General features: G+C 43.0%; 26 protein-coding genes. 4 read left to right on the forward strand and 22 right to left on the reverse strand.

Annotated features, from left to right (window positions below):
* Nucleotides 1-119: 119 nt before the first annotated feature.
* Together yfkAB and G476_RS0115690 are read left to right on the forward strand one after the other, a co-directional pair.
* Nucleotides 120-1241 carry a radical SAM/CxCxxxxC motif protein YfkAB gene (gene yfkAB, locus G476_RS0115685; RefSeq protein ID WP_026690930.1) on the forward strand — a complete coding sequence of 374 codons (1122 nt, stop codon included), beginning with the start codon at nucleotides 120-122 and terminating at the stop codon, nucleotides 1239-1241.
* Between the two features lie 17 nt (nucleotides 1242-1258).
* Nucleotides 1259-2083, forward strand: a complete 825-nt coding sequence (locus G476_RS0115690) for an AAC(3) family N-acetyltransferase (RefSeq protein ID WP_035187189.1) — start codon at nucleotides 1259-1261, stop codon at nucleotides 2081-2083.
* A gap of 95 nt (nucleotides 2084-2178) precedes the next feature.
* Here the strand turns inward: G476_RS0115690 and G476_RS0115695 are convergent, their stop codons facing one another.
* From G476_RS0115695 to G476_RS0115705, 3 genes are all read right to left on the reverse strand, one after another.
* Nucleotides 2179-2994 (reverse strand): YfkD famly protein, encoded by an 816-nt coding sequence (locus G476_RS0115695; RefSeq protein WP_026690932.1) that lies wholly within the window; start codon nucleotides 2992-2994, stop codon nucleotides 2179-2181.
* Nucleotides 2995-3073: 79 nt separating this feature from the next.
* On the reverse strand, nucleotides 3074-4387 hold the full coding sequence (locus G476_RS0115700; protein ID WP_051314930.1) for an MATE family efflux transporter: 1314 nt from the start codon (nucleotides 4385-4387) through the stop codon (nucleotides 3074-3076).
* Between the two features lie 292 nt (nucleotides 4388-4679).
* The gene (locus G476_RS0115705; RefSeq protein WP_026690934.1) at nucleotides 4680-5060 is read right to left on the reverse strand and encodes an OsmC family protein; all 381 of its coding nucleotides are present in this window, start codon (nucleotides 5058-5060) and stop codon (nucleotides 4680-4682) included.
* Nucleotides 5061-5348: 288 nt separating this feature from the next.
* On the opposite strand from G476_RS0115705, the gene G476_RS0115710 reads away from it, so the two are divergent.
* On the forward strand, nucleotides 5349-6764 hold the full coding sequence (locus G476_RS0115710; protein WP_026690935.1) for an MBL fold metallo-hydrolase: 1416 nt from the start codon (nucleotides 5349-5351) through the stop codon (nucleotides 6762-6764).
* 231 nt (nucleotides 6765-6995) lie between these two features.
* Nucleotides 6996-8192, forward strand: coding sequence for an MFS transporter (locus tag G476_RS0115715; RefSeq protein WP_026690936.1), 1197 nt, complete (start codon nucleotides 6996-6998; stop codon nucleotides 8190-8192).
* Nucleotides 8193-8278: 86 nt separating this feature from the next.
* Here G476_RS0115715 and G476_RS0115720 read toward each other — a convergent pair whose 3' ends face one another.
* From G476_RS0115720 to G476_RS0115815, 19 genes are all read right to left on the reverse strand, one after another.
* A complete protein-coding gene (locus G476_RS0115720) occupies nucleotides 8279-9559 on the reverse strand; it encodes a TRAP transporter large permease (protein ID WP_026690937.1) in 1281 nt (426 codons plus the stop codon).
* The gene (locus G476_RS0115725) at nucleotides 9556-10035 is read right to left on the reverse strand and encodes a TRAP transporter small permease (RefSeq protein WP_026690938.1); all 480 of its coding nucleotides are present in this window, start codon (nucleotides 10033-10035) and stop codon (nucleotides 9556-9558) included. The genes G476_RS0115720 and G476_RS0115725 overlap by 4 nt, the downstream gene beginning before the upstream one ends.
* A gap of 24 nt (nucleotides 10036-10059) precedes the next feature.
* Complete coding sequence (locus G476_RS0115730; protein ID WP_245579685.1) at nucleotides 10060-11115, reverse strand: TRAP transporter substrate-binding protein; 1056 nt, start codon at nucleotides 11113-11115, stop codon at nucleotides 10060-10062.
* Between the two features lie 35 nt (nucleotides 11116-11150).
* Nucleotides 11151-11678, reverse strand: coding sequence for an FAD synthetase family protein (locus G476_RS0115735; RefSeq protein WP_026690940.1), 528 nt, complete (start codon nucleotides 11676-11678; stop codon nucleotides 11151-11153).
* A complete protein-coding gene (locus G476_RS0115740; RefSeq protein ID WP_026690941.1) occupies nucleotides 11678-11896 on the reverse strand; it encodes a tautomerase family protein in 219 nt (72 codons plus the stop codon). The genes G476_RS0115735 and G476_RS0115740 overlap by 1 nt, the downstream gene beginning before the upstream one ends.
* A gap of 12 nt (nucleotides 11897-11908) precedes the next feature.
* Entirely contained in the window at nucleotides 11909-12682 is a 774-nt protein-coding gene (locus G476_RS0115745; RefSeq protein ID WP_026690942.1) for a 2-keto-4-pentenoate hydratase, read from the reverse strand.
* Between the two features lie 13 nt (nucleotides 12683-12695).
* Nucleotides 12696-13712 carry a 4-hydroxy-2-oxovalerate aldolase gene (gene dmpG / locus G476_RS0115750; protein WP_026690943.1) on the reverse strand — a complete coding sequence of 339 codons (1017 nt, stop codon included), beginning with the start codon at nucleotides 13710-13712 and terminating at the stop codon, nucleotides 12696-12698.
* A 2-nt stretch (nucleotides 13713-13714) separates the two neighbouring features.
* On the reverse strand, nucleotides 13715-14614 hold the full coding sequence (locus tag G476_RS0115755) for an acetaldehyde dehydrogenase (acetylating) (RefSeq protein ID WP_026690944.1): 900 nt from the start codon (nucleotides 14612-14614) through the stop codon (nucleotides 13715-13717).
* A gap of 33 nt (nucleotides 14615-14647) precedes the next feature.
* Nucleotides 14648-15430 carry a 2-keto-4-pentenoate hydratase gene (locus G476_RS0115760; RefSeq protein WP_026690945.1) on the reverse strand — a complete coding sequence of 261 codons (783 nt, stop codon included), beginning with the start codon at nucleotides 15428-15430 and terminating at the stop codon, nucleotides 14648-14650.
* Between the two features lie 21 nt (nucleotides 15431-15451).
* Complete coding sequence (locus G476_RS0115765; protein WP_026690946.1) at nucleotides 15452-16939, reverse strand: aldehyde dehydrogenase; 1488 nt, start codon at nucleotides 16937-16939, stop codon at nucleotides 15452-15454.
* Between the two features lie 73 nt (nucleotides 16940-17012).
* Nucleotides 17013-17474 carry a RidA family protein gene (locus G476_RS0115770; protein ID WP_026690947.1) on the reverse strand — a complete coding sequence of 154 codons (462 nt, stop codon included), beginning with the start codon at nucleotides 17472-17474 and terminating at the stop codon, nucleotides 17013-17015.
* Nucleotides 17467-18483: an amidohydrolase family protein gene (locus G476_RS0115775; RefSeq protein ID WP_026690948.1), complete on the reverse strand. Its 1017-nt coding sequence runs from the start codon at nucleotides 18481-18483 to the stop codon at nucleotides 17467-17469. Before G476_RS0115775 ends, G476_RS0115770 begins: the two co-directional genes overlap by 8 nt.
* Nucleotides 18468-19007 (reverse strand): 3-hydroxyanthranilate 3,4-dioxygenase, encoded by a 540-nt coding sequence (locus G476_RS0115780; RefSeq protein WP_026690949.1) that lies wholly within the window; start codon nucleotides 19005-19007, stop codon nucleotides 18468-18470. The genes G476_RS0115775 and G476_RS0115780 overlap by 16 nt, the downstream gene beginning before the upstream one ends.
* A gap of 82 nt (nucleotides 19008-19089) precedes the next feature.
* A complete protein-coding gene (locus G476_RS0115785; protein WP_026690950.1) occupies nucleotides 19090-19839 on the reverse strand; it encodes an IclR family transcriptional regulator in 750 nt (249 codons plus the stop codon).
* A gap of 21 nt (nucleotides 19840-19860) precedes the next feature.
* Complete coding sequence (locus G476_RS0115790) at nucleotides 19861-21345, reverse strand: 4-hydroxyphenylacetate 3-hydroxylase family protein (RefSeq protein ID WP_026690951.1); 1485 nt, start codon at nucleotides 21343-21345, stop codon at nucleotides 19861-19863.
* 14 nt (nucleotides 21346-21359) lie between these two features.
* Nucleotides 21360-21842 carry a flavin reductase family protein gene (locus G476_RS0115795; protein WP_026690952.1) on the reverse strand — a complete coding sequence of 161 codons (483 nt, stop codon included), beginning with the start codon at nucleotides 21840-21842 and terminating at the stop codon, nucleotides 21360-21362.
* A gap of 732 nt (nucleotides 21843-22574) precedes the next feature.
* Nucleotides 22575-23369, reverse strand: a complete 795-nt coding sequence (locus tag G476_RS0115800) for a VLRF1 family aeRF1-type release factor (RefSeq protein WP_026690953.1) — start codon at nucleotides 23367-23369, stop codon at nucleotides 22575-22577.
* Between the two features lie 394 nt (nucleotides 23370-23763).
* Nucleotides 23764-25089, reverse strand: coding sequence for a CitMHS family transporter (locus G476_RS0115810; RefSeq protein WP_026690955.1), 1326 nt, complete (start codon nucleotides 25087-25089; stop codon nucleotides 23764-23766).
* Nucleotides 25090-25243: 154 nt separating this feature from the next.
* The gene (locus tag G476_RS0115815; RefSeq protein ID WP_026690956.1) at nucleotides 25244-25942 is read right to left on the reverse strand and encodes a response regulator; all 699 of its coding nucleotides are present in this window, start codon (nucleotides 25940-25942) and stop codon (nucleotides 25244-25246) included.
* Between the last annotated feature and the right edge of the window lie 5 nt (nucleotides 25943-25947).

Below are 25947 nucleotides of genomic sequence, written 5' to 3' on the forward strand. Positions count from 1 at the left end.
AATAAAGAGAAATCTCCTTCCACCACCTCTACCTAAACACCCTCCACAAAATTCTCCCTCAAACCTACTGACAATCACGCTCCCACCCTGTATGCTATGTAATGAAGGAGCGTATAACAATGACTATTTTTAAACCCATTACCCCTTCTCACGATCCGTGGGAAGCGTATCAAGACATACATGAATATGGTGAGTTGCGACTCACAAACGTGGAGCTTACGACAACTACGATCTGCAATATGCGCTGTGAGCACTGTGCTGTTGGCTATACGTTGCAGCCAAAAGACCCGAATCCACTCCCACTCGACTTGCTTTTGAAACGATTGGACGAAGTGGAGCACCTTAAAACATTAAGCATTACTGGTGGCGAACCGATGCTCAACATGAAGAGTGTGAAAGAGTACGTAGTGCCTCTTCTTCGCTATGCTCACGAGCGAGGTGTTCGAACACAGATTAACTCCAACTTGACCCTTCCGTTAAAGCGATATGATTTGATAACCCCTTACTTAGATGTGCTACATATTTCTCATAACTATGGAAGTGTGGACGACTTTGTGGATATCGGTTTTGCGGTGATGGATAAGAAGCCAACTCGCGAACAAAGAGAACGGTATTTTCACCAAATGGTTGAAAACAGTATAGCTCTAACAAGTGCCGGGGTGATTGTTTCGGCTGAAACGATGCTCAACAAACGCACACTCCCTCACTTGGAGAGCATTCACGATCAGATTGTAGAGATGGGTTGTCAAAGACACGAGGTTCACCCCATGTACCCTAGCTCGTTTGCTCAAAATTTAGAAGTGGCAACCCTACCTGAAATCAGACAAGGCATCCACCGCCTTTTAGATCACAAAAAAGAAGATGTGTGGATGCTCTTTGGAACGCTACCCTTTTACGCGTGTAACGAGAGTGACGATGACATCTCGCTATTAAAGCGTTTGTACGAAGAAAAGAATGTCACTGTCCGAAACGATCCGGATGGCCGTTCCCGTGTAAACATGAATATTTTTGACGGAACGATCAATGTGACTGATTTTGCGGATGCCCCGCCTCTTGGCAACATTCAAAATACAACACTGCAACAAGCTTATAACACGTGGCGCGAAAGCTCGTTATCAGAATCGATTGACTGCCACTGTCCAGCTGTTAATTGCCTTGGACCAAACCTTCTTGTTAAAGATGCTTACTATAAAGACGTAGATTACACCAAACGTGAATCACGTATCGCTTTTAGTAAATAAGAAACGAGGAAACGCCAATGAGTTCCGAGAAGCAAACCATATTAAAGGTACACGAACCAAACACGGTGGAATCAATGATCCATGGTTTCCAATCACTTGGTATCAAAAAAGGAGACATCTTAATTGTCCATTCGTCTCTAAGTTCACTTGGATGGGTCTCCGGTGGTGCTCAAGCGGTTGTGGAAGCACTCATAAAAACCATTGGAGACGAAGGTACACTCGTCATGCCTACACAATCAGGAGATTTATCCGACCCGATGCACTGGGGAGCACCGGCTGTGCCGAGGGAATGGTGGCAAACGATTCGTGATACAATGCCCCCATTTGATCCTCACCTCACACCAACTAGAAGCATGGGACGCATTGTGGAGGTGTTTCGCACTCACCCCGACGTCATTAGGAGCTATCATCCTCAGCATTCCTTTGCTGCGTGGGGAAAACAACAGGATTGGATGAAGGAGCATTCCCTATCTTTTGGACTCGGCCCTACCTCCCCACTCCAAAAGTTATATGACCACGAAGCAAAAGTCCTTCTTCTAGGGGTCGGTTTCGAAAACAACACGTCCTTTCACTTAGCTGAGTATATGCTACACAAGCCTGTAGAGGACGTATCATCAGCTCCTGTCATGATAGACGGAAAACGTAAGTGGACGTCTTTTGAAGATGTGGAACACTACGAAGAATGGTACATCGAACTGGGCATTGCCTTTGAAAAAAACCAACCTGTCACAACAGGAAAAGTTGGCGCTGCCACAGCGAAGCTTTTTCACGTAAGAAACAGTGTAGATTTTGCTAAAGATTGGCTTCTGGTTAAACGAGACATGACGCCTCGAGAAGAATAAACAGAACCCCGGAAAGCAAATTTCCGGGGTTCACTCTTTTTCTTATCTATAATATTGTGAAAAAAAGCGACCTTCACTAAGGCCGCTTTTTTTCACTATTTCGGTTGGTTCGCTGTTATGAATTTGAAATCCAAGTAGTCTTGGATCGGAATCCAGGCACCAATACCTTGCTGAGTAACGTTTTTGACTTCGAGCCAACGTTTGTCACCCTTCATTCTCAAGTACACTTCTCCATATGTTACTTTTCCTTTTTCACTCACAGCCGGAACATATGCATATAAGTAACCTACGTTTCGTGTAGGAATATTGTACGTTCTTTCCACTTTTGTTCCATAACCGATGACAGTATGAAAACTCAGAGGAAGCTTTGTTTTTTCCCCTGCTTCAAGCATCATCATTTTTTGAACCATGTCGGCATTTGGAATATCTGCCGTTAAACCGCCTTTGATTTTCTTTTGTTGTTCTTGATTAAATTGCATCGGTTTGACAGCTGTACCACCGCGATTGTCTTGGAAGTTCGTATTTACTTTCTCAAACTCCCAGTTGACGGTAGTCTCGTCTGAATCATACGCAAGTGGCCACTGACCCAAGAAAATGGAGACGTTCATTCCAAGAGAAAGCTTTGAGCCTTTAATTGTAGATTCGTTGAACATTTTAATCAAATCAGGATTTTCGATTTTAATATCTGTTGTGCTGAGAAGTTCAGATGCCAAGTCACTCGGATGAAGTCTTGGGAGATCTTGAGTTGGGTTTGGATACGTGTTTTCTTTCGAAATGTTCATGGCAGAACCTGGAACCGCATTTTCATTCTGCTTAGCCGGCTCTTCTCCCTCACCTTCAGCAAAAGCGTAAGAAGAAATACTAAGTAGGCAAATCATTGTGGCTAGAGTAAGTAAGAGTAGTCGTTTCATGGTGTCCTCCTTTTAATGTCTACGTACCTGTAGTTTTTCTTGGAAAAATAAAAAATATCCAAACACCATAGAAACAGACTTAATTTTCTTCTTTATCTTCAAGAACGTTTACTTCCCGCCACTTGCCAAATTTATAATAACCAATGGCGATCACACTTGAGATGACGAAGCTGACTGCCATTCCGATCGCAATTCCTGACTCGCCGTAAAGGTTAGAGAAAAGGAGCGTCATTGGGTACCTCAAGATCCAAAAGGAAATGGTGTTTAACACAAACACCTGAAACATGGCCCCTGAAGCCCGCACAATCCCATTTAACACAAAGTTAATTCCTAAAAATGGATAGAAAAACGCCACGGTTTTGACGTAAGTCGCACCGAATTCGATCGTAGCAGGGTCGTTCACAAATAAGGCCACAAGGAATTCTGCACTAAAGAAGACGAGGGCACCAATCGAGAATGAGACGAGCAAAATAAGCATCATTCCGCTTCTCGTTATGTCTGATACTCTCTCCCACAGCTTTGCTCCGATGTTTTGCCCAGCCATACTGTTTACGGCAGAGCCTAATGTAAATGCAGGAAGCATAATCAGGCTATCAAGACGCTGAGCAGCCCCGAATCCTGCCACCACTTCCTCACCGAAGTTGGTCACAACCGTCATAATCGCGAGCACGCCTCCTGAAATAACCATCATGGAAAGGCCTGATGGAAGACCAAGCTTAAAGATCATTTTCAAATACTTGAATTCAGGAAGGGATGGCTTCGTAAAAGGGACACCTGCTTTGACAATCGAAAAGATGAGGCCGTAGAAAAAAGCCGTTCCTTGAGATACGATCGTGGAATACGCTGCACCTGCAATCCCCATATCAAATACGGAAATAAATACAGGCGTTAAAATGGTATTCAAAATGACCGCCAATAAGACAAAGCGTACAGGGGTCTTACTATCTCCAAGAGCGCGTAAGACAGTAGCAATAAAGTTATAGCCAAATAAAAATACTATTCCGATAAAATTGATTTGCAGATACGTGGTCGCCAACGGTAAAATCCCTTCCGGGGTACCCATCCACCTTAAAATGGTACCGGACAAGAAGAAACCTACCAAGCCCATCACAATCGTCATGGACCCGAGTACAACGACAAAAGCGTTTAACGACTTCTTTAAGCCTTCCTTATCGTCAGCCCCTTTACGCTGAGATAACACCGTAAGAGCCGCCGTATTCAATCCGATAATGAACGAAAGAATAGTAAAAACGACTGTCCCTGAAATGGCGATTGCTCCTAGGGCATTGGCTCCAAGAAGGTTTCCTACCCATAGACTGTCAATGATTTGATAGGACGTTTGCAAAATATTTGTCAAAAAAATAGGCGCAGAAAAGAAAATCATTTTCTTCATAATGCTGCCTTCTGTAAAATCATATTGCTTGTTTGCTCCGTGCAAAAGGGCTCACCTCCAATGAACAAAAGTGCAAGCGCCTTGGTCACGAGCGACAAGCATTTCAGGCCATCAGACTGAAACCGCTTTTTGGCTTCAGCTGATGGAATGAAATGACCTCGAGCTCGTGACCAAGGCGCTTGAGCTAGATGAAAAAGAAATCCACAAAAAAAGTATCCGTATGCAATAGAGAATGTAAATACCTACACTAGAACAAAACATGGAAGGGATCGCCCCTTCCATGATCGTACCTTTATGCCAATGTGAACGTTTCTTCTAGTTCCACTTTGCCTTCAACCGTTTGGGCCATCGGACAATTTTTACGGGCAAGCTCGATCGCTTTTTCCACCTTTGCTTCTTTCAACCCTTCCCCTTTAATCGTGTAGTGAAGGGCGATTTTTGTAAGGCGGTTTGCCTCAGCAGGCTCTCTTTCTACATCTGCTTCAATTTGAATGTCTTCTACAGTCATACGTTGCTTTTCCATGACTTTTCGAAGGACACCACCGCTGCATACCGCAATAGCACTTACCATAAGCTGAAACGGGCGAAAGCCATGCTCTTCGTTTCCCGAAACGGTGAGTTTCCCGTATTCAGTTTGGGTTTCAAATGCGTGTTCTGTCATTGAATATTTCATTGGTTCATCCCATCCTATCTGTTCAAAAGTCTTTTTTTATTTTACCCCTTTTAGATGGTTTTCGTCACGTAAGAGGGGTTGTTAATGCAATCCACACTGTTTCACTTAAGAAGAAACTTATATTTTCATCCAAAAATTAAAACAATACTACTGTGTAGATCTAACAAACGTCTAAATGATGCATGAAGATATTCCTGAACGGGTATGGGTATGTTGGTACAATTATTCTCTGTCACTCACGTCAACATTGTACCATTTACACTTTCTAATAAACTGGAGGGATCATTTATGTTCTTAAAATACTTTTACGATGAATCACTGGCTCAAGCCTCTTATATGATCGGCTGCCAAGCAACAGGTGAGGCTGCCATTGTGGACCCGGCTCGTGACATTCGTCCTTATATTCGAACAGCGGAGAAGCAGGGCTTTACCATCACCGCAGCTCTTGAAACACACATCCATGCCGACTTTGTTTCCGGAAGCATCGAGCTCTCCGATCGAACAGGCGCCACCGTGTACCATTCAGCTGAAGGAGCCCGTAACGGTGGCTATTCCTTTCCTGCTTCCGTTAATACAGCTCCAGTCCATCATGAGGATACTATTGAGCTTGGCAAAACTGTCTTTCAAGTTCTTCATACTCCCGGCCATACACCAGAGCACATCTCCTTTTTGCTCACAGATGGGGCGAACCCAGAAAAGCCTATCGGTGTGTTCACCGGAGATTTTGTCTTTGTAGGTGACGTCGGCCGACCGGACCTTCTAGAAAAAGCTGTCGGCGTAAAAGACTCTGCCAATGAAGGCGCAAAGCAAATGTTTCAATCTCTCAAGGCATTCAAACAGCTCGATGATTACTTACAGGTCTGGCCCGGTCACGGCGCAGGAAGCTCTTGTGGGAAAGCCCTCGGTGCCGTTCCTACAACGACTGTAGGGTACGAAAAGCAATTCAATCCTGCACTTCAGTTCGATGACGAACAACCTTTTACTGAGTTTCTTTTAGACGGACAACCTGAACCACCAGCCTATTTTAAAGAAATGAAAGAATTGAATAAAGGCGTCACCGGTCTCGTCGCAAGTATCGAACAGCCAGTCGAATTCGCTTTTAGCGAAGGAAAAATAAAAGAATTGGCCAGTGAGGAAGAAAACATCGTTATTGATTCTCGACCTTCTTCACTTTTTGCCCAAGGACACTTAGAAGGAACGATAAATATCCCATTTCCAGATGGCTTTCTTGAGTGGATGGGATGGCTCACGGATTACAATAAAAATGTTTATCTGATTGCTGAACCACATGAACAAAAAGGGATCGTTACAGCTCTCTACAGTATTGGGATCGATAACGTGAAAGGGTTCTTCCCGCCCCAAATGGTTAATCAGGCAAAAGAAAAACAAACTTACGATACCATTCCACCTTCAAAAGTGAAGGAACTGAAAGATGAAGGAAACATTCAAATCGTCGACGTCCGTTTTGAAAATGAATGGAATGAAGAACGGATACCAGATGCCATTCACGTGATGCTCGGTAACCTGCCAGAGGAAGCAGAAAACAAAATTCCAAAAGATCAAACCATTGCCGTTCACTGCGCATCAGGAAAACGATCGGCCATTGCCACAAGCATTCTTCTAAACAAAGGTTACGATGTGAAAAATATCGGTGGTGGCTTTATGAAATGGAAAGAAGAGAATCTTGAAACCGAGACACCTTAGATAAAACTGTATAATCCCGCCGGATAAACAAGATAAATCCCTCCCGCAGACAAGAACTGCGTTGGAGGGATTTGTTTTTTTCAAATGTTAACATATCTGATAAGTTCTACTTCCTCCCTCGAATAAAAATCCAATGTCCAACCTTCTCTACCTTCACTTATCAAAAAATCATTTGCAAACCGAAATAAACAGACTACAATGGAAAAGGATTATTCGAAAGGAGGCAGTAGGATGACACATCAAGAAAACAACCCCGTGTTTCGTTATTGGGTTCTTGTAGGGATGGTATTGATCGCGGGCTTCTCTCAAGGAATGCTTCTCCCGGTTCTTGCTGTCATGCTGGAAAACGCGGGCATAGCCTCTTCTGCAAACGGATTAAATGCTGCCGCACTTTATATTGGAATCTTACTTATTTCCCCGTTTATTGAACGTCCTGTTCGGACGTTTGGTTATAAACCGGTCATCATTTCGGGACTTATCTTAGTAACCATTTCACTTATCCTCTTCCCTTTTTGGCAAGCATTTTGGTTCTGGTTTGTTCTTAGGATCATCGTTGGAGTTGGTGATAATCTCATCCACTTTTCCACTCAAGTCTGGATCAGTACAACAAGCTCCAAGGAAAAACGAGGACGCCAGTTGGCCATATACGGACTTGCATTTGGAATGGGATTTGGGCTTGGACCGTTAATGACAAGTCTTTTAAGCGTGAATGAATTTTTACCGTTTATCATTGCTTCATCAAGTAGCTTTATTGCATGGATTTTTATCTTGTTCTTAAAAAATGAATGGCCTGACAATGAGATTGAAACAGCTGCTCAAATGGGAACCATGGGTCGATATAAACAAGTGGTCAAACTTGCATGGTTTGCGTTCTTACCAAGCTTTTGTTTCGGTTATTTGGAGGCGTCTCTTCATGGTAATTATCCTGTATACGCTCTTCGCGCCGGCATTGATATTGAATGGGCAGCCGTTCTTTTATCCAGCTTCGTGTTCGGAAGTTTGTTCACTCAAATTCCATTGGGCTCTCTTAGTGATCGAGTGGGCCGAAGCAAGGTGTTGAAAGTGATTATCTTTTTCGGACTCATTGCTTTTCTGTCAATGAGTGTTGTCGAACAAAACATGTGGGCCCTTCTTGTATGCTTTATCATTGCAGGAATGCTCCTTGGTTCACTCTTTTCCCTTGGTATCGCCTATATGGCCGATTTGCTTCCTACTTCCCTTCTTCCGACAGGGAACGTGATGATGGCTGTTCTATTTGCTCTTGGGAGCATGACAGGACCGCTAGCCGGCGGATTTTTCATCGAATGGATTGGGGACGGTGCAATTTATTACTCGATTAGCGGCATGCTTCTATTGATGCTCATAGCCGGGTTTATCTTTGATCGGACGAGTGGGCGGGACCTCTCAACAAGTAAAGAAGTTGCTTAAGTTTTACGTTCACGTTCGCGAAGAAGAAATGTATTTATATTCCTAAAACAAAAACAGCCTCCAATTAAAATGGGGCTGTTTTTGTTTTAGTGACCCATCATTCGAGGGATTAGCAACACAGCATCCTCCCAGTACGTAATGATCATAAGGATGAAAATACCCATAGCTAAGAATGGAAGAATGGATTTGACCAAACTTTCAAATCGAACCTCGGCTATTGATGAAACGATGAATAATCCCGTACCAACCGGCGGAGTCAACAGCCCGATCGTTAAATTAATACAAATAATAACACCAAAGTGAATTGGATCAATGCCAAACGCTAGAACAAGTGGCATTAATACAGGAAGGAGTATAACGAGAGCTGCAATGCCGTCCAATATAGCACCTAATAAAAGAAGCATCAGATTCAATAGCAATAGAAAGACAATGGGGTTATCTGTAAGAGACAACATGCCGTCTACAATCATTTGTGGAATTTGCTCAAAGGCTATCATCCATCCAAATATATTTGCCATCGCAATTAAAAACGTGACCGTTGCTGTGCTTACAACTGTGCTATATAGTATGGATGGTGCTTTTCGAAGCTTTAATTCTTTATACCAAAACGCACCAATTAAATAAGCGATAAAGCAGGCAACAGCAGCTGATTCCGTTGCTGTAAACGCGCCACTTAAAATTCCATATACGATAACAAAAGGAACAAAAAGAGCCGGCAAAACATTGATCGCACTTCTAACCATTTCTTTTAATGGTGCACGTTCACTCTTTGGAAAGTTGTATTTGTAACCGAGAACGGCAATAAGAAAAATGAATCCCACTCCGTACATAATCCCTGGAATAATTCCTGCCATAAATAATCCACCAATGGATGTCCCGGAAAGTGTACCGTATATGATAAAAATCATACTCGGTGGAATGATTGGCGCTACGATGGAAGAGGACAACGTTAAAGCTGCTGAAAAATCCTTTCGATATCCTTCTTTCTCCATTTGTGGAACCATGACTTTACTCATCATTGCAGCCTGAGCATTCGCCGATCCGAGAATGGAAGCAAGGAACATGTTCGAAACAACGGTCACATAAGCGAGTCCTCCTCTTACGTGCCCGATTATCACCCTAGTAAAACGGACAAGTCGTGACGTAATACCCCCACCGTTCATTAATTCCCCAGCTAACATAAACAATGGAATAGCCAGAAGGCCGAAGTTCTCAAGCCCTGAGAATAACCTCATTGGTGTCGATTCAAGCAAGACAGGGTTTCCAGCCATAATGAAATACAAAACCGTGGTTATTCCTAAAACCAATGAAATGGGAATTCCTATTAATAGAAACACAAAGAAAAGAAAGATTAGTAAGATTGTCATTTCACTTCCTCCTCTTTGATAATCGTCGTTAGGTTAGCTGTGATATGTACAAACGCACAAGCAAATCCCAAAGGTACAACAGTATAAGGAATCCACATGGGAATATTAATTGAATTTGCTCGTTGATAGCTTACACCAGAAGATGTAATCCATTTGAGACTGTAATAGAGCATCACCAAGAGAAAAACAATCATGATCACATGGCCCACTACTTGGAGAATTTTCCTTACAAAAAAAGGCACATTGTCCAACAAAATTGTAACGGATGCCTGGGACTTATATTTCAGCCCCAGACTTCCACCGATGAAGGTGATCCAAATTAATAAAAAGATTGATATTTCCCCAACCCATGATAAAGGAGCATTCAAAAAGTATCTAAAAAGTACCGATGTTGTCATGAAAACTGCCATACAAAAAATCAAGACAATCGCGAGACCTTTTTCAAATTTTGCAAGACCAGCACTAAGGAAATTCAATTGAAGCTCCCCTTTCTCTTTCTGTTATCTGAATGTGTCGATAAATTCTTGAATTAATTCATTGCTTGGCCCATAAGTTTCATCAAACTGTTCAATTTGCTCGGAGAAAACATCGGCATTAAGTTCATAGATTGTCATACCTTGATCCATCAATTCCTGCTTGAACTCTTCCTCTTGGCTTGCTCGTTTCGTGACCGCATGATCAGCCGCCGCTTCAAGTGCTTCACGAATAATTTGTTGATCCGCTTCAGGCATTCCTTCAAAGACATCTTGATTTGCCAGCGCTACTGCCGGCCAAACCATATGGTTCGTAACGGCACCATACTCCACTACTTCGTGATAGTTGTTTGTAATCGTTGCATCAAGGTCCATGTCCATCCCATCAATAACCCCTGTTTGAACAGCTGCATAGACTTCTGGAAGAGGCAGGCCTTCAGAGGCTGCTCCTGTAAAACGGTAGAAATCTTGCATTGGGGGACTAGGAGTAACACGCAATGTCATGCCCTCCATATCTTCCGGAGCCCGAACTTCCGTATCTTTAAATAACATCACCCGTTGTCCTGCGAATAAATAATCAAGACCTACCAGCCCTTGTTCATCAAGAGTTCCGAGAATTTTCTTGGCAATATCGGATTTTCTTGCTTCATGTACTTCTTCTAGTGAGTCGAAGGCATAAGGTGTAAACCACGCGGCAAATGCATCTGATCTCGAACTTAGGTAGGCAGCCGTGATGAAGCCAAAGTCAATGGAGCCCGCCTCAATTTGTTGCACCATATCCGCTTCAGTTCCGAGTTGACTTGCTGGGTAAATTTCCAGGGACATGCGTCCATCTGAACGTTCATCAAGCTCTTCTCCGAATTTTTCAGCAGCCTCATGCCACATGTGAGAAGTTGGTGTAATGTGAGCAAGTTTGAACGAATACGTTTCAGATGATTCACCCGTCGCTTCACCATTATCGTTGTCGTTGTTTGCGTCTGCTGTTGCATCAGCATCACCGTCATCACCACAAGCAGCTAAAAAGACTACCATCACAGCCATCAACATAACCATTAGTGAACGTTTTACTTGTTTCACATTCATTCCCCCAATTTAATAGTTGGATCTTTTGCCTATGATCAAGGCCACCCCAGTAATGAGGTCGCCTCTCTTCTTTTGCCGATCTCCATCAACTGACGAATTCGTGTTGATGAAATGACTGTGCCACTATCACAGTGAATCGTCTCTGATATGCTGACATGGTAATGCTCTTGCAACGTTTTGATGTCTCCAACTCTGTCTTTTCCAAATCGAAAGTCGGACCCTACAATGATTTCCTTTGGAGCATAGGGCTTTAAGTCTTCCATAAATTCATAAGCGGTGCGTTGTGTGTACTCCCTATCAAAACGAGCAACAATAACCATATCTACTCCAAGTCTTTTTATACGCTTGACCTTTTCTTCAATAGGAGTCAATACTCGTGCCCCTCCAAAATATGCTTTAGGAGGTGGATCGAATGTCAGCACGGCACTAGGCAAACCCTTGTTAAGGCTTTTACTCACGGTTTGCCTTATGATTTCTTGATGGCCTCTATGAACACCATCGAAAGCTCCGATCGCCAATAAACAGCCTGTTTTATCCCGAAGTGCTTGTCCAAAGATTTTCATTATGCAGACCCCCGAGTAAACTGATCCCTTTCCTTTTCTTCTCCTTTTGAGATCCCATTTGACCCCCAATTCTCATCAGGCATTTCATGAAGGAGAACCTTTACTCTATCTTTTGAAACTTCCAAGTTCTCGCTTAGTGATACTGATATTTCTTTAATTAAGTTCCTCTTTTGCTCTACTGTTCTTCCTTCTAAAATATGAATGTGCGCAATTGGCAATGGTTGCCCCTCCTATTTGGTAATGCTCATTGAAAGGTTGCAGAGACCCTCGTAATGCACAACAACCTCGTCACCTTCTTCAACATTGACAGCTTCAGTAAAGCCCCCGGCGAGTACGACCATTCCTGCTTTGAGACCAATGTCTTCTTTGTGGAGCATATTGACTAATTCAGCCACTGAGCGAACAGGGTGACCGAGGACGTCGGATCCTACGCCTTCATGTTGGACTTCTCCATTTTTAATGATTGTCACACCCATTTGGTCCCATGATTTCTCGTAAGGAGAGTAAGCTTGATCGCCGAGCAGGAATTTGGTTGATGATGCATTGTCAGCCACAACATCTTCCAATGTGAAGGAGAAATTCCGGTATCGGCTATCAATGACTTCAATAGCCGGTAACACACACTCCGTTGCCATCCAAACATCACGAGGTTTGATGTGATCACCTTTTAAATCTTTTTTAAGAATAAAAGCAAGCTCAGGCTCTACTTTTGGGTGAATTAATCCTTCCATGGACAAAGATGAAGTATCCATTTCCATCTCTGAAGTTAGACGGCCGTATATCGGTTCATCTACACCGACCATTTTTTGTTTTGCCACACTTGTAAGTCCCATTTTCCACCCAATCACTTTATTGCCTCTGTTCTCTGCTTCTTCAATACACATTCTTTGTATTTGATAGGCGTCTTCTACGTTCAACGAAGGATTGGATAGGGTTACTTTGTCCATTTCCTTTCCTTGCTGTTGATGTTCATCTATGTGTCTAGCAATCTCTCTAAGATCCATAACGTTCTCCTCCTTAAATATGAGCCTCTTTCTTCTTCGCTAACTCGTAAGCTACATCGACAATCATGTCCTCTTGTCCTCCTACGACCTTTCGATTGCCTAGCTCAACCAAGATGTCTCTAATGTCTAAGTTATATCTTCTGGCAGCCCTCTCGGAATGTAGCAAGAAGCTCGAGTACACACCTGCGTATCCGAGAATAAGGCTCCCTTTCTCGATCTCTTGAGGTTTAGGTAAGATTGGAGCAACCACATCTTCGGCAAGGTCCATCATCTTGTATGGATCAACACCGGTTTTCACACCTAACTTATCGAGTACAGCTACCATCACTTCAGTCTGTGTGTTGCCTGCCCCCGCCCCTAAACATCGAACACTACCGTCCAAGTATGTTGCTCCTGCTTCCATCGCAGCTAAGGAGTTGGCCATCGCAAGTGACAAATTGTTATGGCCGTGAAACCCTATGTTTATTCGTAAAGCGTTTTTAAGAGCGACGATCCTCTCAGTTACTTGATGAGGAAGTAACGTCCCTGCAGAGTCAACTACGTAAACGATATCAGCTCCATAACTTTCCATTAATCTCGCTTGTTTTACTAGCTCTTCTACAGGCGCCATATGTGCCATCATGAGAAATCCGACCGTTTCTAACCCAAGGTCTTTGCCCATATAAATGTGTTGCTTTGCAACGTCAGCTTCTGTTACATGTGTTGCTACTCGCACCATTTTCGCCCCGGCTGATGCAGCTTCTTTTAGCTCATGGACCGTACCAATTCCAGGTAACAAAAGAACAGCGATTTTCGCATGATCACATACTGATGCGGCAGCTTCTATGAGCTCAAGTTCATTGGTTTTTGATCTTCCGTACTGTAATGATGAACCTCCAAGTCCATCACCATGTGCGACTTCAATATAAGGAACATTGGCCTCATTGAGTCCTTTGGCGATACGAATGACCTGATCGACAGAATATTGATGGGCCATAGCATGACTTCCGTCACGAAGGGCAACTTCTGTAATGTATACGTCTCTGTTCACTCCTACTGCCTCCCTGCTTTCTCTTTTACGGTCTCGTACTGTGCCAAAGCAATATCTTCAGCTACTTTTACCGCGGCAGCTGTCATAATATCAAGGTTGCCAGAGTATGTTTCCAAGTAATCTCCGGCTCCTTCTACTTCAACAAATACGGTTACTTTATTTTCATCAAAAACAGGCTCAGCTCTTAGTCGATAGCCAGGAACATAGCATTGAACGTCTTTAACCATGGCTAGAATCGATTGCTTGACCTCTTCTTCGTTCATCTCGCGATCAGCAACTTCACAATATACCGTATCTCGCATCATGATCGGTGGTTCTGCAGGATTCAAAATGATGATGGCTTTCCCTTCTTTTGCCCCACCAATCGTTTCAATCCCACTTTTAGTTGTAATCGTAAATTCATCAATATTCGCTCTTGTTCCTGGACCGGCACTTTTACTCGCAATTGTGGCAACAATTTCTGCATAATTTACAGAACTAACGCGATTGACCGCATGGACGATCGGTATAGTAGCTTGTCCACCACATGTAATCATGTTGACAACGGATTCTTTACTTAAGTCAGTCATGTTCACTGGAGGAACGACCGATGGTCCAATAGCTGCAGGTGTCAAATCAATAAGTTGCTTCCCTGTTCCTTTTAAAGCTTCTACGTGTTTTACGTGTGCTTTAGCTGATGTGGCATCAAATAAAATATCAGCAAGTTCCGGCCTCTCTAGGAAACCTTCAATACCATTTACGATCACTTTTAACCCATTTGCTTTTGCTCTTTTTAACCCATCTGAATGACGGTCTATGCCGATCATTGTAGTGACCTCTAGTGTTTTTGAACGCATTAATTTCATGAGTAGATCTGTTCCAATATTACCTGATCCAATGATGCCCACCTTTACCTTTTCCAAGCAGGTACACTCCAATCTTTAATGTAAATTCTCCTATTCACTAAACGTTATTTTGACGGTGCCTAGGTGATCAAAGTCTGCATGAAATGTATCTCCAGGCTTCATATCGACCGCTGCTGATAAAGCTCCGGAAAGAATAATATCTCCAGCCTTTAGAGAACCGCCTACTTCCGCAAGCTTTTCACCAAGCCAGGCTACACATGCCGCTGGATGACCGAGAACATCCTTCCCCGTACCTTCATTAACAAAATCACCATTTTTATATGCTTTCATTTTGATTGATTCAAGCTCGATATCCTCCACCTTAAAACGCTGATCACCTATAACGAACAACCCAGATGAAGCATTATCTGCAATGGTGTCAGGTAGCTTGATTTTCCAATCAGCAATTCTACTATCTACCACTTCAATCGCTGGTACCACATAATCTGTAGCTTCGAGAACATCGGCGATAGTAATGGATTTAGTAGTCAGGTCTTTTTTTAAAACAAATGCAATTTCAGCTTCCGCTTTCGGTTGCATTACCTGATTAAAAGAGACAACCCCTTTATTTTCAACCTTCATATCATCCAAGAGATGACCATAATCGGGCTCATCGACTCCTAGAAGTTGTTGCATAGCCAAAGAGGTTAACCCTATCTTATGACCGACAATCCTCTTACCCTTTTCCAACTTCCGTTTAATCGTCTCCTTTTGTACCTGGTACGCGTCATCAATAGTAAGGTGTGGATTCAATTCCGTTAGGGGCTTCATCCCATCTCTCTTTTTTTCTGCTTCGAGCAAATAATTTGAATAATCCTGAACGGTTAAACTCATAGATGATTCAACTCCATTGATTCATAGTTTGATTGTGACGTTAGATAATTCACTGTAGAAATCGAAGCTATGAGCTCCTCCTTCTCTTCCAACTCCGCTCCCTTTCATCCCGCCAAATGGCGTCCGCAAATCTCTTAAGTACCAAGTATTCACCCATATAATGCCCGCCTCTATTTGGTGAGCAACCCGGTGAGCTCTCCGTAAATCGTTAGTCCAAATTGTCGTTCCAAGACCATATTTCGTATCGTTGGCGTATTCTATCACTTCATCTTCTGTCTCAAATGGGATCACCGTTACAACCGGTCCAAAAATTTCTTCTTGCACGCATCGGGCAGTTTGACTAAGACCAGTGATAATCGTTGGCTTCACATAACAACCTTTCTCTACAGAAGAAGGGAGTTCTGCCCCACCAGTAACGATCGTTCCACCTTCCTCTTTTGCTAAGTGGATATACCCAAGGACGTGTTCGTAATGTTCTCTGCTAACAAGAGAACCCATGTCTGCGTCAGGGTCGAAAGGATTTCCAACATTGAGCTCCTCTGTTCGTGCTACAAACTTTTCCAAGAACGTGTCGTAAACAGTACTCTCGACATAGATTCTTGAGCCCGCAAGACACACCTGACCTTGATTAAGAAAGCTCGATTTTAAGGTCGTATCAATCACTTCATCCAGATCGGAGTCTGCGAAGATAATGTTAGGGTTTTTACCACCCAGTTCAAATGAAACCTTCTTTAGAGATGGGGCTGCAGCTTTCATAATAGCCGTCCCTGTTTTTGTATCCCCCGTAAAGGTAACCGCATCTACCTCAGGGTGCTTCGTAATAGCTTCTCCTGCCGAATCCGCCCCAAAGCCGTGAACAAGGTTAACAACCCCATTCGGCACACCTGCTTCTTTACAAATCTCAGCAAGCAAAGTGGCTGTCATTGGAGTCCACTCCGATGGCTTCATTACTGCTGTGCTTCCCGCAGCTAAACAAGGAGCCAGCTTCCACGTGAGCAAGAGGAGAGGCAAATTCCACGGGTTAATCATTCCAACTACACCAACAGGTCTTCGAATTGCATAATGAAGGGCCTTTTGGTCTTGTTGGTAACTTTCTGTGCCCATGGATGTAAGATAATCCGCAAAAAAATAAAAGTTGTGCGCTGCTCTAGTTATGTCCATCTCCAGTGCAAGGGAATATGGTTTTCCAGTATCAGTTGCTTCTATAAAAGCAAGCTCTTCTTTTCTTTTTAGGATTTCATCTCCGATTCTTCGAAGCATCCCCGATCGTTCAAAAGCTGAAAGGTCTTTCCAAGGTCCCGTCAACGCCCTTTTTGCCGCCTTTACGGCTCGATCGACTTCAGACTCTCCTCCAATGGCAATGGACCCGATTACTTCTTCCGTAGCCGGGTTCATATTTTGAATCACGCGATCGCTATCTGAATCAACAAACACCCCATCAATAAAATGTTTGCAATCGATAGGCTTATAGTGTTTAAGTGCTTCATGGTCGATCGTTTTTGATTGCATATCGATACGCCCCTTCGATCTAATTTCATTCATTTTAGAATGTGCCGGTTATAAAAACCGGCACAGGTTGACTCTATTCCTCAACTTCCACGACAAGTTCGATTTCAATTGCTGTATTATTCGGCAATTGAGCCATACCTACTGCAGAACGCGCGTGAATGCCTTTTTCACCAAAGACTTCGACCAGCAGATCTGAGGCACCATTCATGACTTTGGGTTGATCTGTAAAGGATTCGGTACAGTTCACAAAACCGAGCATTTTTACAATTCTCTTCACTTTGCTCAATTCACCGATTTCATGCTTAATCACACTAAGGAGGTTCAGCATGGATTGCCTTGATGCAAGGTAGCCTTCTTCTATATCTAGGTCTCTACCTAATTTCCCATGGTATTCGTCTACACCTTGTCCTGAAGTGTAGATCAAATTGCCGGTCTTAACGTAGGGTACATAATTACCTACTGGCTTTCTCATAGATTTAAGCGAAAGACCCAAGCTGTTTATTTTTTCTTCCGGGCTAAGTGTTTGATTAACCATTTTCATGTAGCCTCTCTTTCACTTTTAAGAGCTTCGCTGCTGTCTCCCCCATCAGTTTGGCGCGATCGTCTGGTGAGAGACTCGTCATTTGATTAATGGTTTTTCCAGGCGGCGACTCTTTCAACAAAAACGGGTAGTCAGACCCCATAACAAGCTTGTCTACACCAAACTTCTCAATTAAATATTCCGTGTTTTGCTCATCATACGTGAGAGCATCGAAGTAGAAGTTCTTCACATAATGGCTCGGTGGATGCTCTGTAACCCGAAGATCTGGCCAAACATGCCAACCTTGGTCCAGGCGAGGCAAGATGTATGGGAACGATCCTGCTCCATGTGCAAACCAAACACGAAGATTTGGACACTCTTCAATCACACCTCCCCAAATTAAACTGGCTGCAGCCAATGCCGTTTCACTTGGCATGCCAACTGTGTACATGAAATTATGACGAGGTGTTCGATCCTTGGCCATCGTTTCCCAAGGGTGAATGAATACAAGGACGTCCCATTCTTCTGCTTTTTTAAAAAATGGAAGGAACTCTGGTGTGTCCAGGTTTTGACCGTTTACATTCGTTCCGATTTCAATTCCTGAAAGGCCCAGCTCGTGTACACATCTATCCATCTCTTCTATTGCGGCATCCACATCTTGAAGGGGAACACTTCCCAGACCGATGAATCGGTCCGGCCGATCGTTCACCATCTGCCCAATAAAATTGTTTTGAAGTTGAATCATTTCGAGCGCTTGATCAAGCGGTGCCCAGTAAGAGAATGTCACCGGGATCGGCGAAACCACTTGCATGTCAATGCCTTCTTGATCCATGTCTTGTACAATCTTTTCTGGTGACCAAACTTGATCAGTTACTTTTCTGAACAGCTTTCCTGACACCATAATATCTGCTTCAGTATCACTTGTTTTCATCACAACCGGCCATCTGTCTTGACCGTATTTCTCTTGAAAATCAGGTAAGTCCGGAGGCATCACGTGGGTATGAGCATCTATTCGCATTTCCACACATCCACTTCTTCAGGCATGACATAGCCACATTTATCACACGTGCGAAGTTCTTCACTTCCATTGAATTCTTCGATTGCCCCTTTTACTTGCGTTTCAATGTTGGTTAGTTGAACAGTCGCTTTATGCATTTGATGATTACAGCTGTCACAGAACCAAACGAAGTCTTCAAGCTCTCCTTCAGCTCTCTTTCTTTCTAGAACGATTCCATATGTGTCCGCTACACGATGAGGAGAGTGAGGAACATTTGAAGGAAGCATAAAGACTTCTCCTTCTTTTACAGTAATGACTTCTCGCTCCCCCTTATCGTTAATGCACTCCACATAGCAGTCACCCTTCATTTGATAGAAAAACTCGTCGGAAGGATCAACATGAAAGTCTCTTCTACGATTCGGACCACCGAGAAGCATGGCAATAAATTCTGAGTCTTCCCACAGAACCTTGTTGTTTACAGGTGGTTTAAGTAAGTGCTTGTTTTCCTCTACCATTTGCATTAGGTTGAACGCTCTAGATTTTAAATCCATTGTAAAACCCTCCTATTTTTTAGACGACTGACAAACAATAAGCTTTTGTCAAATCACCTTTAAACGTATTTTGTAATCGCTTTCATATTGAGCTAATATAACCAAGCTCTTTCGAAATCGATTGAGCTGTGCCTTTAACGCTCTGAATAATGTCATTACGATGTCGACCTTCCATGTAACTGATCGGTCCTACCATGTTCAAAGCAGCAACTGTTTGACCGGTATATGATTGAATAGGGGCTGCAATTCCGTATAACCCCAACTCATTTTCGTTGTTACTGATGGAGTATCCTTGCTTTCGTATCTCTTTGAGCTCCTCTTTAAACTCCTTGACACACGTGATGGTATTAGCTGCCCGTTGGGTAAGACCTTTTGATATCGTTGGTTGAATGTAAGACGGGTTATAGGATAAAAGAATCTTCCCTGTACTTGTACAATATGCAGGCTTTTTTGCACCCACAAATGTAGGGACTTGAACAGAATCTTTCGCTGCCACTTTCAAAACAAACCTGACCTCACCAGCATCGAACATGCCAATATGAACGGTACCATTAAACTTGTTGATCAACCCTTCTACAAGCGGGATCGCTTCATTGTAAATATCTTGTTGGTACATCACGTGGTTACTCCACTCCAGAAGTTTCCATCCAAGACGATATTTCTTTTTTGCATCTTGTATGAGTAAGCCTTCTGCACAGAGTGTCTTCACTAAATGATGGACCGTGCTTACATTCATATCCAGCATTTCTGCAATCTCTTGATTCCCCAGTACAGGCTTTTCGTTTGTAAAACAATCAAGTATCCTAGTAACCTTACGAACTGACGATATCATTCACTCCACCCCTTAGGACCCCTATTTTGCTTTTGTAACTTGCTTCTTTAACGGTGGTGACCCTGCCAAGGCCTCTTCAACGGACGTAAATTGTTTATTTCTTTTGTATTGATTGTAGAAGATCGCCCGTTTGCGAATCGGATCTCCAGTATAATAACGCTCGTATTGAAGAAGTCTTTGACCAAAAGCCTCTCCGCATAAATCCCATGCCAACTTGAATAAGTGCACTCGTTCTTCTGCAGAAACACCTTCACGACCGGCATAATATTTATCCAAATGTCGTCGTAGCTCCTGGTTTTCAAAATCGGCCGCGGTTGGTGACATGAGTAATCCACCTGCACCGATAATTTGCATTACCTCAATAGCTCGCGGGTACATCTTTGGTAACATCCCACGGATCGTTTCGAGAGGAGCTGCAGCTGGCCTCACTTCTCCCGTTGGCATTGTTTCGTACTCTTGTTCAGCTACTCTTAACAGAGCTCGGATTGTTTCAACGTTTTGAACAAGTTCACCCAAGTCCGTTTGGACATTCAAATATTGATCAACACCTATTGAATCAGCCAGTTTACAGGCAACTTCAGTCGCAAATTCCAGTTTTACATAGCCTCTTACTCCCGATTGATGTGCCGGCTGTTGGTTTATACCTGTTTTAGAGTAGAGAAGATTTGCAGCTTCTACATTGTTATACATAAACACTCGGTTCCAAGGAACTAATACATCCTCAAATGCAAGTACCGCATCCATTTCTTCAAATCTAGAAGCTAACGGATGATCAAAGACGGAACGTTTCCCGTCTTGCATTTGTTCACGACATAACAGCTTTAAACCTGGGGTATCAACCGGGATTGCGAAGGCTAGAGCGTAGCGCTCATCTCCTGGTTGGAATCCAGGGAATGAATAAATAATAACTTCATCCGTGATCGGAGCTAACGTAGCCAGCATCTTGGCTCCACGTACAACTAATCCATCAGGTTTTTCTTCAACTACCCCCAAGTGAGTGAACAAGTCTTCTTGTTCATAGGAAGCTTTGCTTCGATCGTTTTGGGGGTTGATGATGGCATGCGTAAGGAACAAGTCATTCTTTTTAATATAGTTGTAGTAGTCAATGATGTTTTTTGACCAATCCGGGTTATACTTGTCCAAAAACCATGGGTTCCCCGCCATGTTTGTAACCACTGTATTTAAAAAGTCAGGTGTTCTCCCCATAAGACCGAATGTTGCTCTTGCATGAACTTCAAATGCTTCACTTCTCGCCTTAATATCTTCCGCCGTTCTTGGTAACAGAAAAGAATTATTTGCTCGCTCTCCCGTTTCACTGCAAACATGCGTAATTCTTTCCTGATACTCAGGATCATGTTGAAGATCATATAACTTTGCAATTTCTTTAATTGGTTGCTCAAACACGTCATGATTGACCACATCTGTAACCTTCTCCCCACCAAGCCATATTTCAGGCTGACGAGATCTTAAGGCATTGATATAATCAGTACCTGTACGAATTCCCATTGGCTTACCTCCGCTTATTGATTTACTTTTGTTTCTATACTTTTATCTTTTATAAATTGTCCTTTATAGAACATGAGCGGTGTTCCATTTTCGTTATAGTTAAATTGAGTCACTTCGCCAATGTAAAGAATATGATCACCAGCGTCATAACGTTGCCAAGGAAGACACTCAAATGTAGCAAGGGCACCTTTAATTTTCGGCCTAGTATTCGTGTCTTCCCACTTCACTTCCAAGTCTTCCTGTGGTCGCCCGGCAAACTGCCAAGCCGTACTTTCTTGATCTTCTGCCAGAATGTTTACGACAAAGGGGTGATCTTCCATAAGTTGACAAGCCTTTGCCCGCTTATCAATAGAAACTAGAAGCAACGGAGGCTCAAGAGACACTGACGTAAACGAGTTCACGGTAATTCCGTGATACTCACCGTCTTTTTTCAAAGTGACTACGGTTACCCCTGTTGCAAAATGACCAAAGCAATTTCTTAATTCACGAACATCCAACGACAGACACCTCCATAATGTGGTTTGCTGATGTGGAGTGCTACTTTTGACCTAACCACTAATTCTGCATGGTTTTTTCATCAGCGATTTAACCATAGTATAAATAACTCAATATTCTAAAAACTAAAACTATTTCACATTCTGAAATTCCAAAAAAAAATTCATTCTTCTTTGAAATAAACCTTGTTTTATGTATTCTCATGACATTATTTGCAATATTCTAAACAATCACCATTTTACACACCATCTTCTCATTAGGCAATCGGCCTATTCTAGCTAGGGACCTTTGACTCACACTGTCACTTCCACTTCAAATCATGCGCTAGCCATGCTTATCTTGATGCTCACCTCATAGCCGGGTTTATCTTTGGTCGCGCGAGTGGGCAGGCTCGAGAGAATACGAGTGAAGCAGCATAGAGGTTAGTGATCGGACATATACACGAGGAGGTGATGCGAGCTGATGGGGGAAATTGGTAGAGTCGATCGATAAATCTCAAAGTCGATGAATAAACCAGGCAACTCGATCGATAAATCTCAAAGTCGATGAATAAACCAGGCAACTCGATTGATAAATCTCAAAGTCGATGAATAAACCGGGCAACTCGATCGATAAATCCCAAAGTCGATCGATAAACCAGGCAACTCGATCGATAAACCACCCATCTCGATTAACAAATCCCACACAAAAAAAAGCAAGTGAAATCACGAGGATCTCACTTGCTTTTTGTATGATTATTTAAACACCTGAGCCAGCACCTGCGATGGCCTTGCGTTACTCAGATTTTTATTTACAGATTTATTCACCTTTACCCGCAGTTGCGATTCCATCGTGCGAGTCATTTCTGTTTCCCCTACAAGGTATACGGAGTTCCACTCTCGATCGCGATTCATTTGATCGATGTTTTGTGCTATGTCTTTATAGAAGCGATTCATGTTCTCTTCAAAACGCTGCTGAAATTTATCCACATGACTGGCACCGGACTGAACGAAATTCGTTGCTCCCATGCCGTCTTTAAAGGACCAGTTTTCCGTTTCAGGATCAAACGTGTATGTTCTCGTATCGGTCACTTCACCAAGGGCCGTATCGAGAATTCTCACCTCGTCCATATTAGTTAGCACAATTCCGCTCTTCGGATATTGTTTTGCCAATGCCTCGAGTTGATCAACAACAGGGTGGCTTTCCCAGTGAAAACTCGTTTCGACAGGGAGTTGCAAGTAATGAACCGACCAGAGGTCCCCTTCTTCGGATCCGAAGATGATTACAGATTTGAGTAGGTTTGTCTGGTTGCCTTGAATTTCTTTTTCCACTTTTGATTTAATTTTACGGTAGTTTTTTAGTTGCTTTTCGTTTCCGCTTGAATCTAAGTATTCATCAAGCTTTTTCAGACCATTTTTGAGACGGATCTTCCACTCGCCCTTTTGTTGATCTTGATTTGCTCGGTCTGTGTTTAAGTAAACGCTCAAGACACATTTTCCTTCGGGACATTGGAATTCTTTCAGTGACTCCAGTTCTTTTGCTAATGCCATGAATGAACCTCCTTATAAAGCTTGTAGTAGGTATGTTTCCTTTACAAGCTACGTTCAAACTTCCTTTTCGTCTCATAATATGTACGCCCGTTCATATGAGGATATGTTAATTGTTTTTTCTGTTTTGGAGGTGAAGATTTGTTTTTTGGGAAGAGTTGGATTGATGGCTGTAAAGGGGCGGGAATAGGGAATTACGGATTGGCTTTGGGAATTTACGAGTTTCCTTGCGGGATTTACAGGTTCGCTCGCGGAATTCAACGGTTGACTCATGGGATTTACAGCTTCCCCACGTTTTTTAACGGTTTAGCGCCCAAAGCTCCATACCTCTCCCCCAAAAAGCTTCCTCATCCAAGCAAACAAAGAAGCTCCCTTAAAAGAAAGGAAGCTTCTCACCTTAAATGACACCAATTAGAAATGCCACTATGAGCAAAACAATACTGAAACCCCATACCCAAAAGAAGGAATAGCGGATGTGCTTACCCATCTCAAGTCCTGCAAGACCAAGAGCAAGCCATAGAGCTGGTGAAAAGGGACTTACAAACGTTCCAATGATATTACCGATAATCATGGTGTATGCAGCTGTTATGGAATCCACTCCATGGGAGGTCACAATTTGTTCAACCACAGGTAGTAAGGCGAAATAATAGGCGTCTGTACTTAATACAAGGTCAAACGGTACACCGAACACACCCATGATCACGTGAAGGTAAGGGACTACAAAAGCAGGTAAAATCATGACGAGATCCGTTGCCAATGAATCGAGCATCCCTGTTCCGTTCATGATGCCAAGAAACGAACCTGCAGCAAGGATAATGGCTGCCATCATTAACGCATTTGGCGCATGGGCCTTTATTCGATCCATCTGATCATCTACTTTCGGATAGTTCAAGGGAAGGGCCACACTCAATCCAAGCATGAACACCAAGCCTGATGGAATAATCCCCCATACAAGAACGGCAATGACTGATAAAGCAATCAACAGATTCAACCAAAGTAGTTTCGGACGAGCAAGACTGGAATCACGTTTAACACCTTCAGGTTCTACCACTTCACTCGTAGCCGCAACCTCTGCTTCTGCCTGAGCATTATCGTCACTAGACAACCGGGCAATACGGCGTTTTTCACGAATACCCAAGAAAGCTGCCAAGACGATGAGCAGGAGTAATGCCGATATTTGTACAGGAATCAATGGTCTCCAAAGCTCTGAAGGATCCACACCAAGAACGGCACCAGCTCTTCCGATCGGCCCTGCCCACGGAACCAAGTTCATAATACTTGCACTTAACCCTACCAATAGTAAAAGCAAATAAGGGCTCATACGAAGTTTTAAATACAGCGGTAGAAGTGCCGGAATTGTAATCAAAAAGGTTGATGCACCAGATCCATCCAAGTGTGCAACGGCCCCTACGATAACGGTACCTACAGCAACTGCAACCACACTTCCTTTTGTCATGGCGATCATTTTATTAATCAAGGGGTCAAATAAACCTGTATCTTGCATAATGCCAAAGAAGAGAATCGCAAAGATAAACATGATCACGACACTGATGACCGAATCGATTCCTTCGTTAAAGAAACCACCAATATCAACAATATTGAATCCGGCAAGCAATGCTCCACCTACTGGTACAAGGACAAGTCCCATAATCGGTGTGATTCTGCCGCTAATAAGGAGTAACACAATAACCATAATGGTTAAAAAGCCAATAATACTAAGCATTCTTCATCCCTCTTTTCTTATAGTCTCATCACTTCAAACAAAAGAGGAAGCGCTTTCAATATCAAGTGTCCTCCTCGTCTCTTAATCCAAAGACTACTATGAAAGAAAAGAAGATAGAAGATTATTCACATAAGTTGTATTTTGTTCATTTTGTTCACAGGACGGAAACATACCGACGCTCAGGCCGCCCTACATCTCCATATTTAAGCTTTGCTTCAACTTCATCAACAGAGACGAGGTATTCCAGATACCGCCTGGCTGTGGAACGGCTGACTCCGATTTCGTTTCCCACATGCACTGCCGTAACTCCTTCATCGACCTCATGCAACAGTTTTTTGATTTGTTCAAGTGTAATCCCGTCAATCCCTTTTGGCAGATCCAACTTCTCTTGTGCTTCCTGCTTAACAACCCTTCTTCCTTGTAAAAGATCGTCAATTTCTCCTTGGTTAATCTCATCTTTCATACCAAGCGCCAGCCGTTGGTCTTTATAACGTTTCAAGGTTTGGACTAGCCGTTCAAAATCCACAGGCTTGATGATGTAATCAAAAATGCCACCCTTCAACGCTTCTTCAAACGTAACCACTTCTTTGGCCGCCGTAATCATCACCAAGTCCGTAATCGGGTATTCTCGCCTAATCTCCCAAAATAGACTTAGCCCGTCAGCATCTGGTATGTACACATCCAGTAAGATAAGATTAGGTACCGGTCCCTTCTGTAAAAACATACGGGTCTCCCCGGCGGTCTTCGTAGACCCGACAACTGTAAATCCATCCACTTTATTTACAAACTGCTTCGTAATGTTAGCCACACGAAAGTCATCTTCTACTATTAATACAGTGATTGACTGTGTCATTGTTG

Source organism: Alteribacter aurantiacus DSM 18675, from assembly GCF_000429705.1.
In the GTDB taxonomy this organism is placed as follows: Bacteria; Bacillota; Bacilli; order Bacillales; family Salisediminibacteriaceae; genus Alteribacter; species Alteribacter aurantiacus.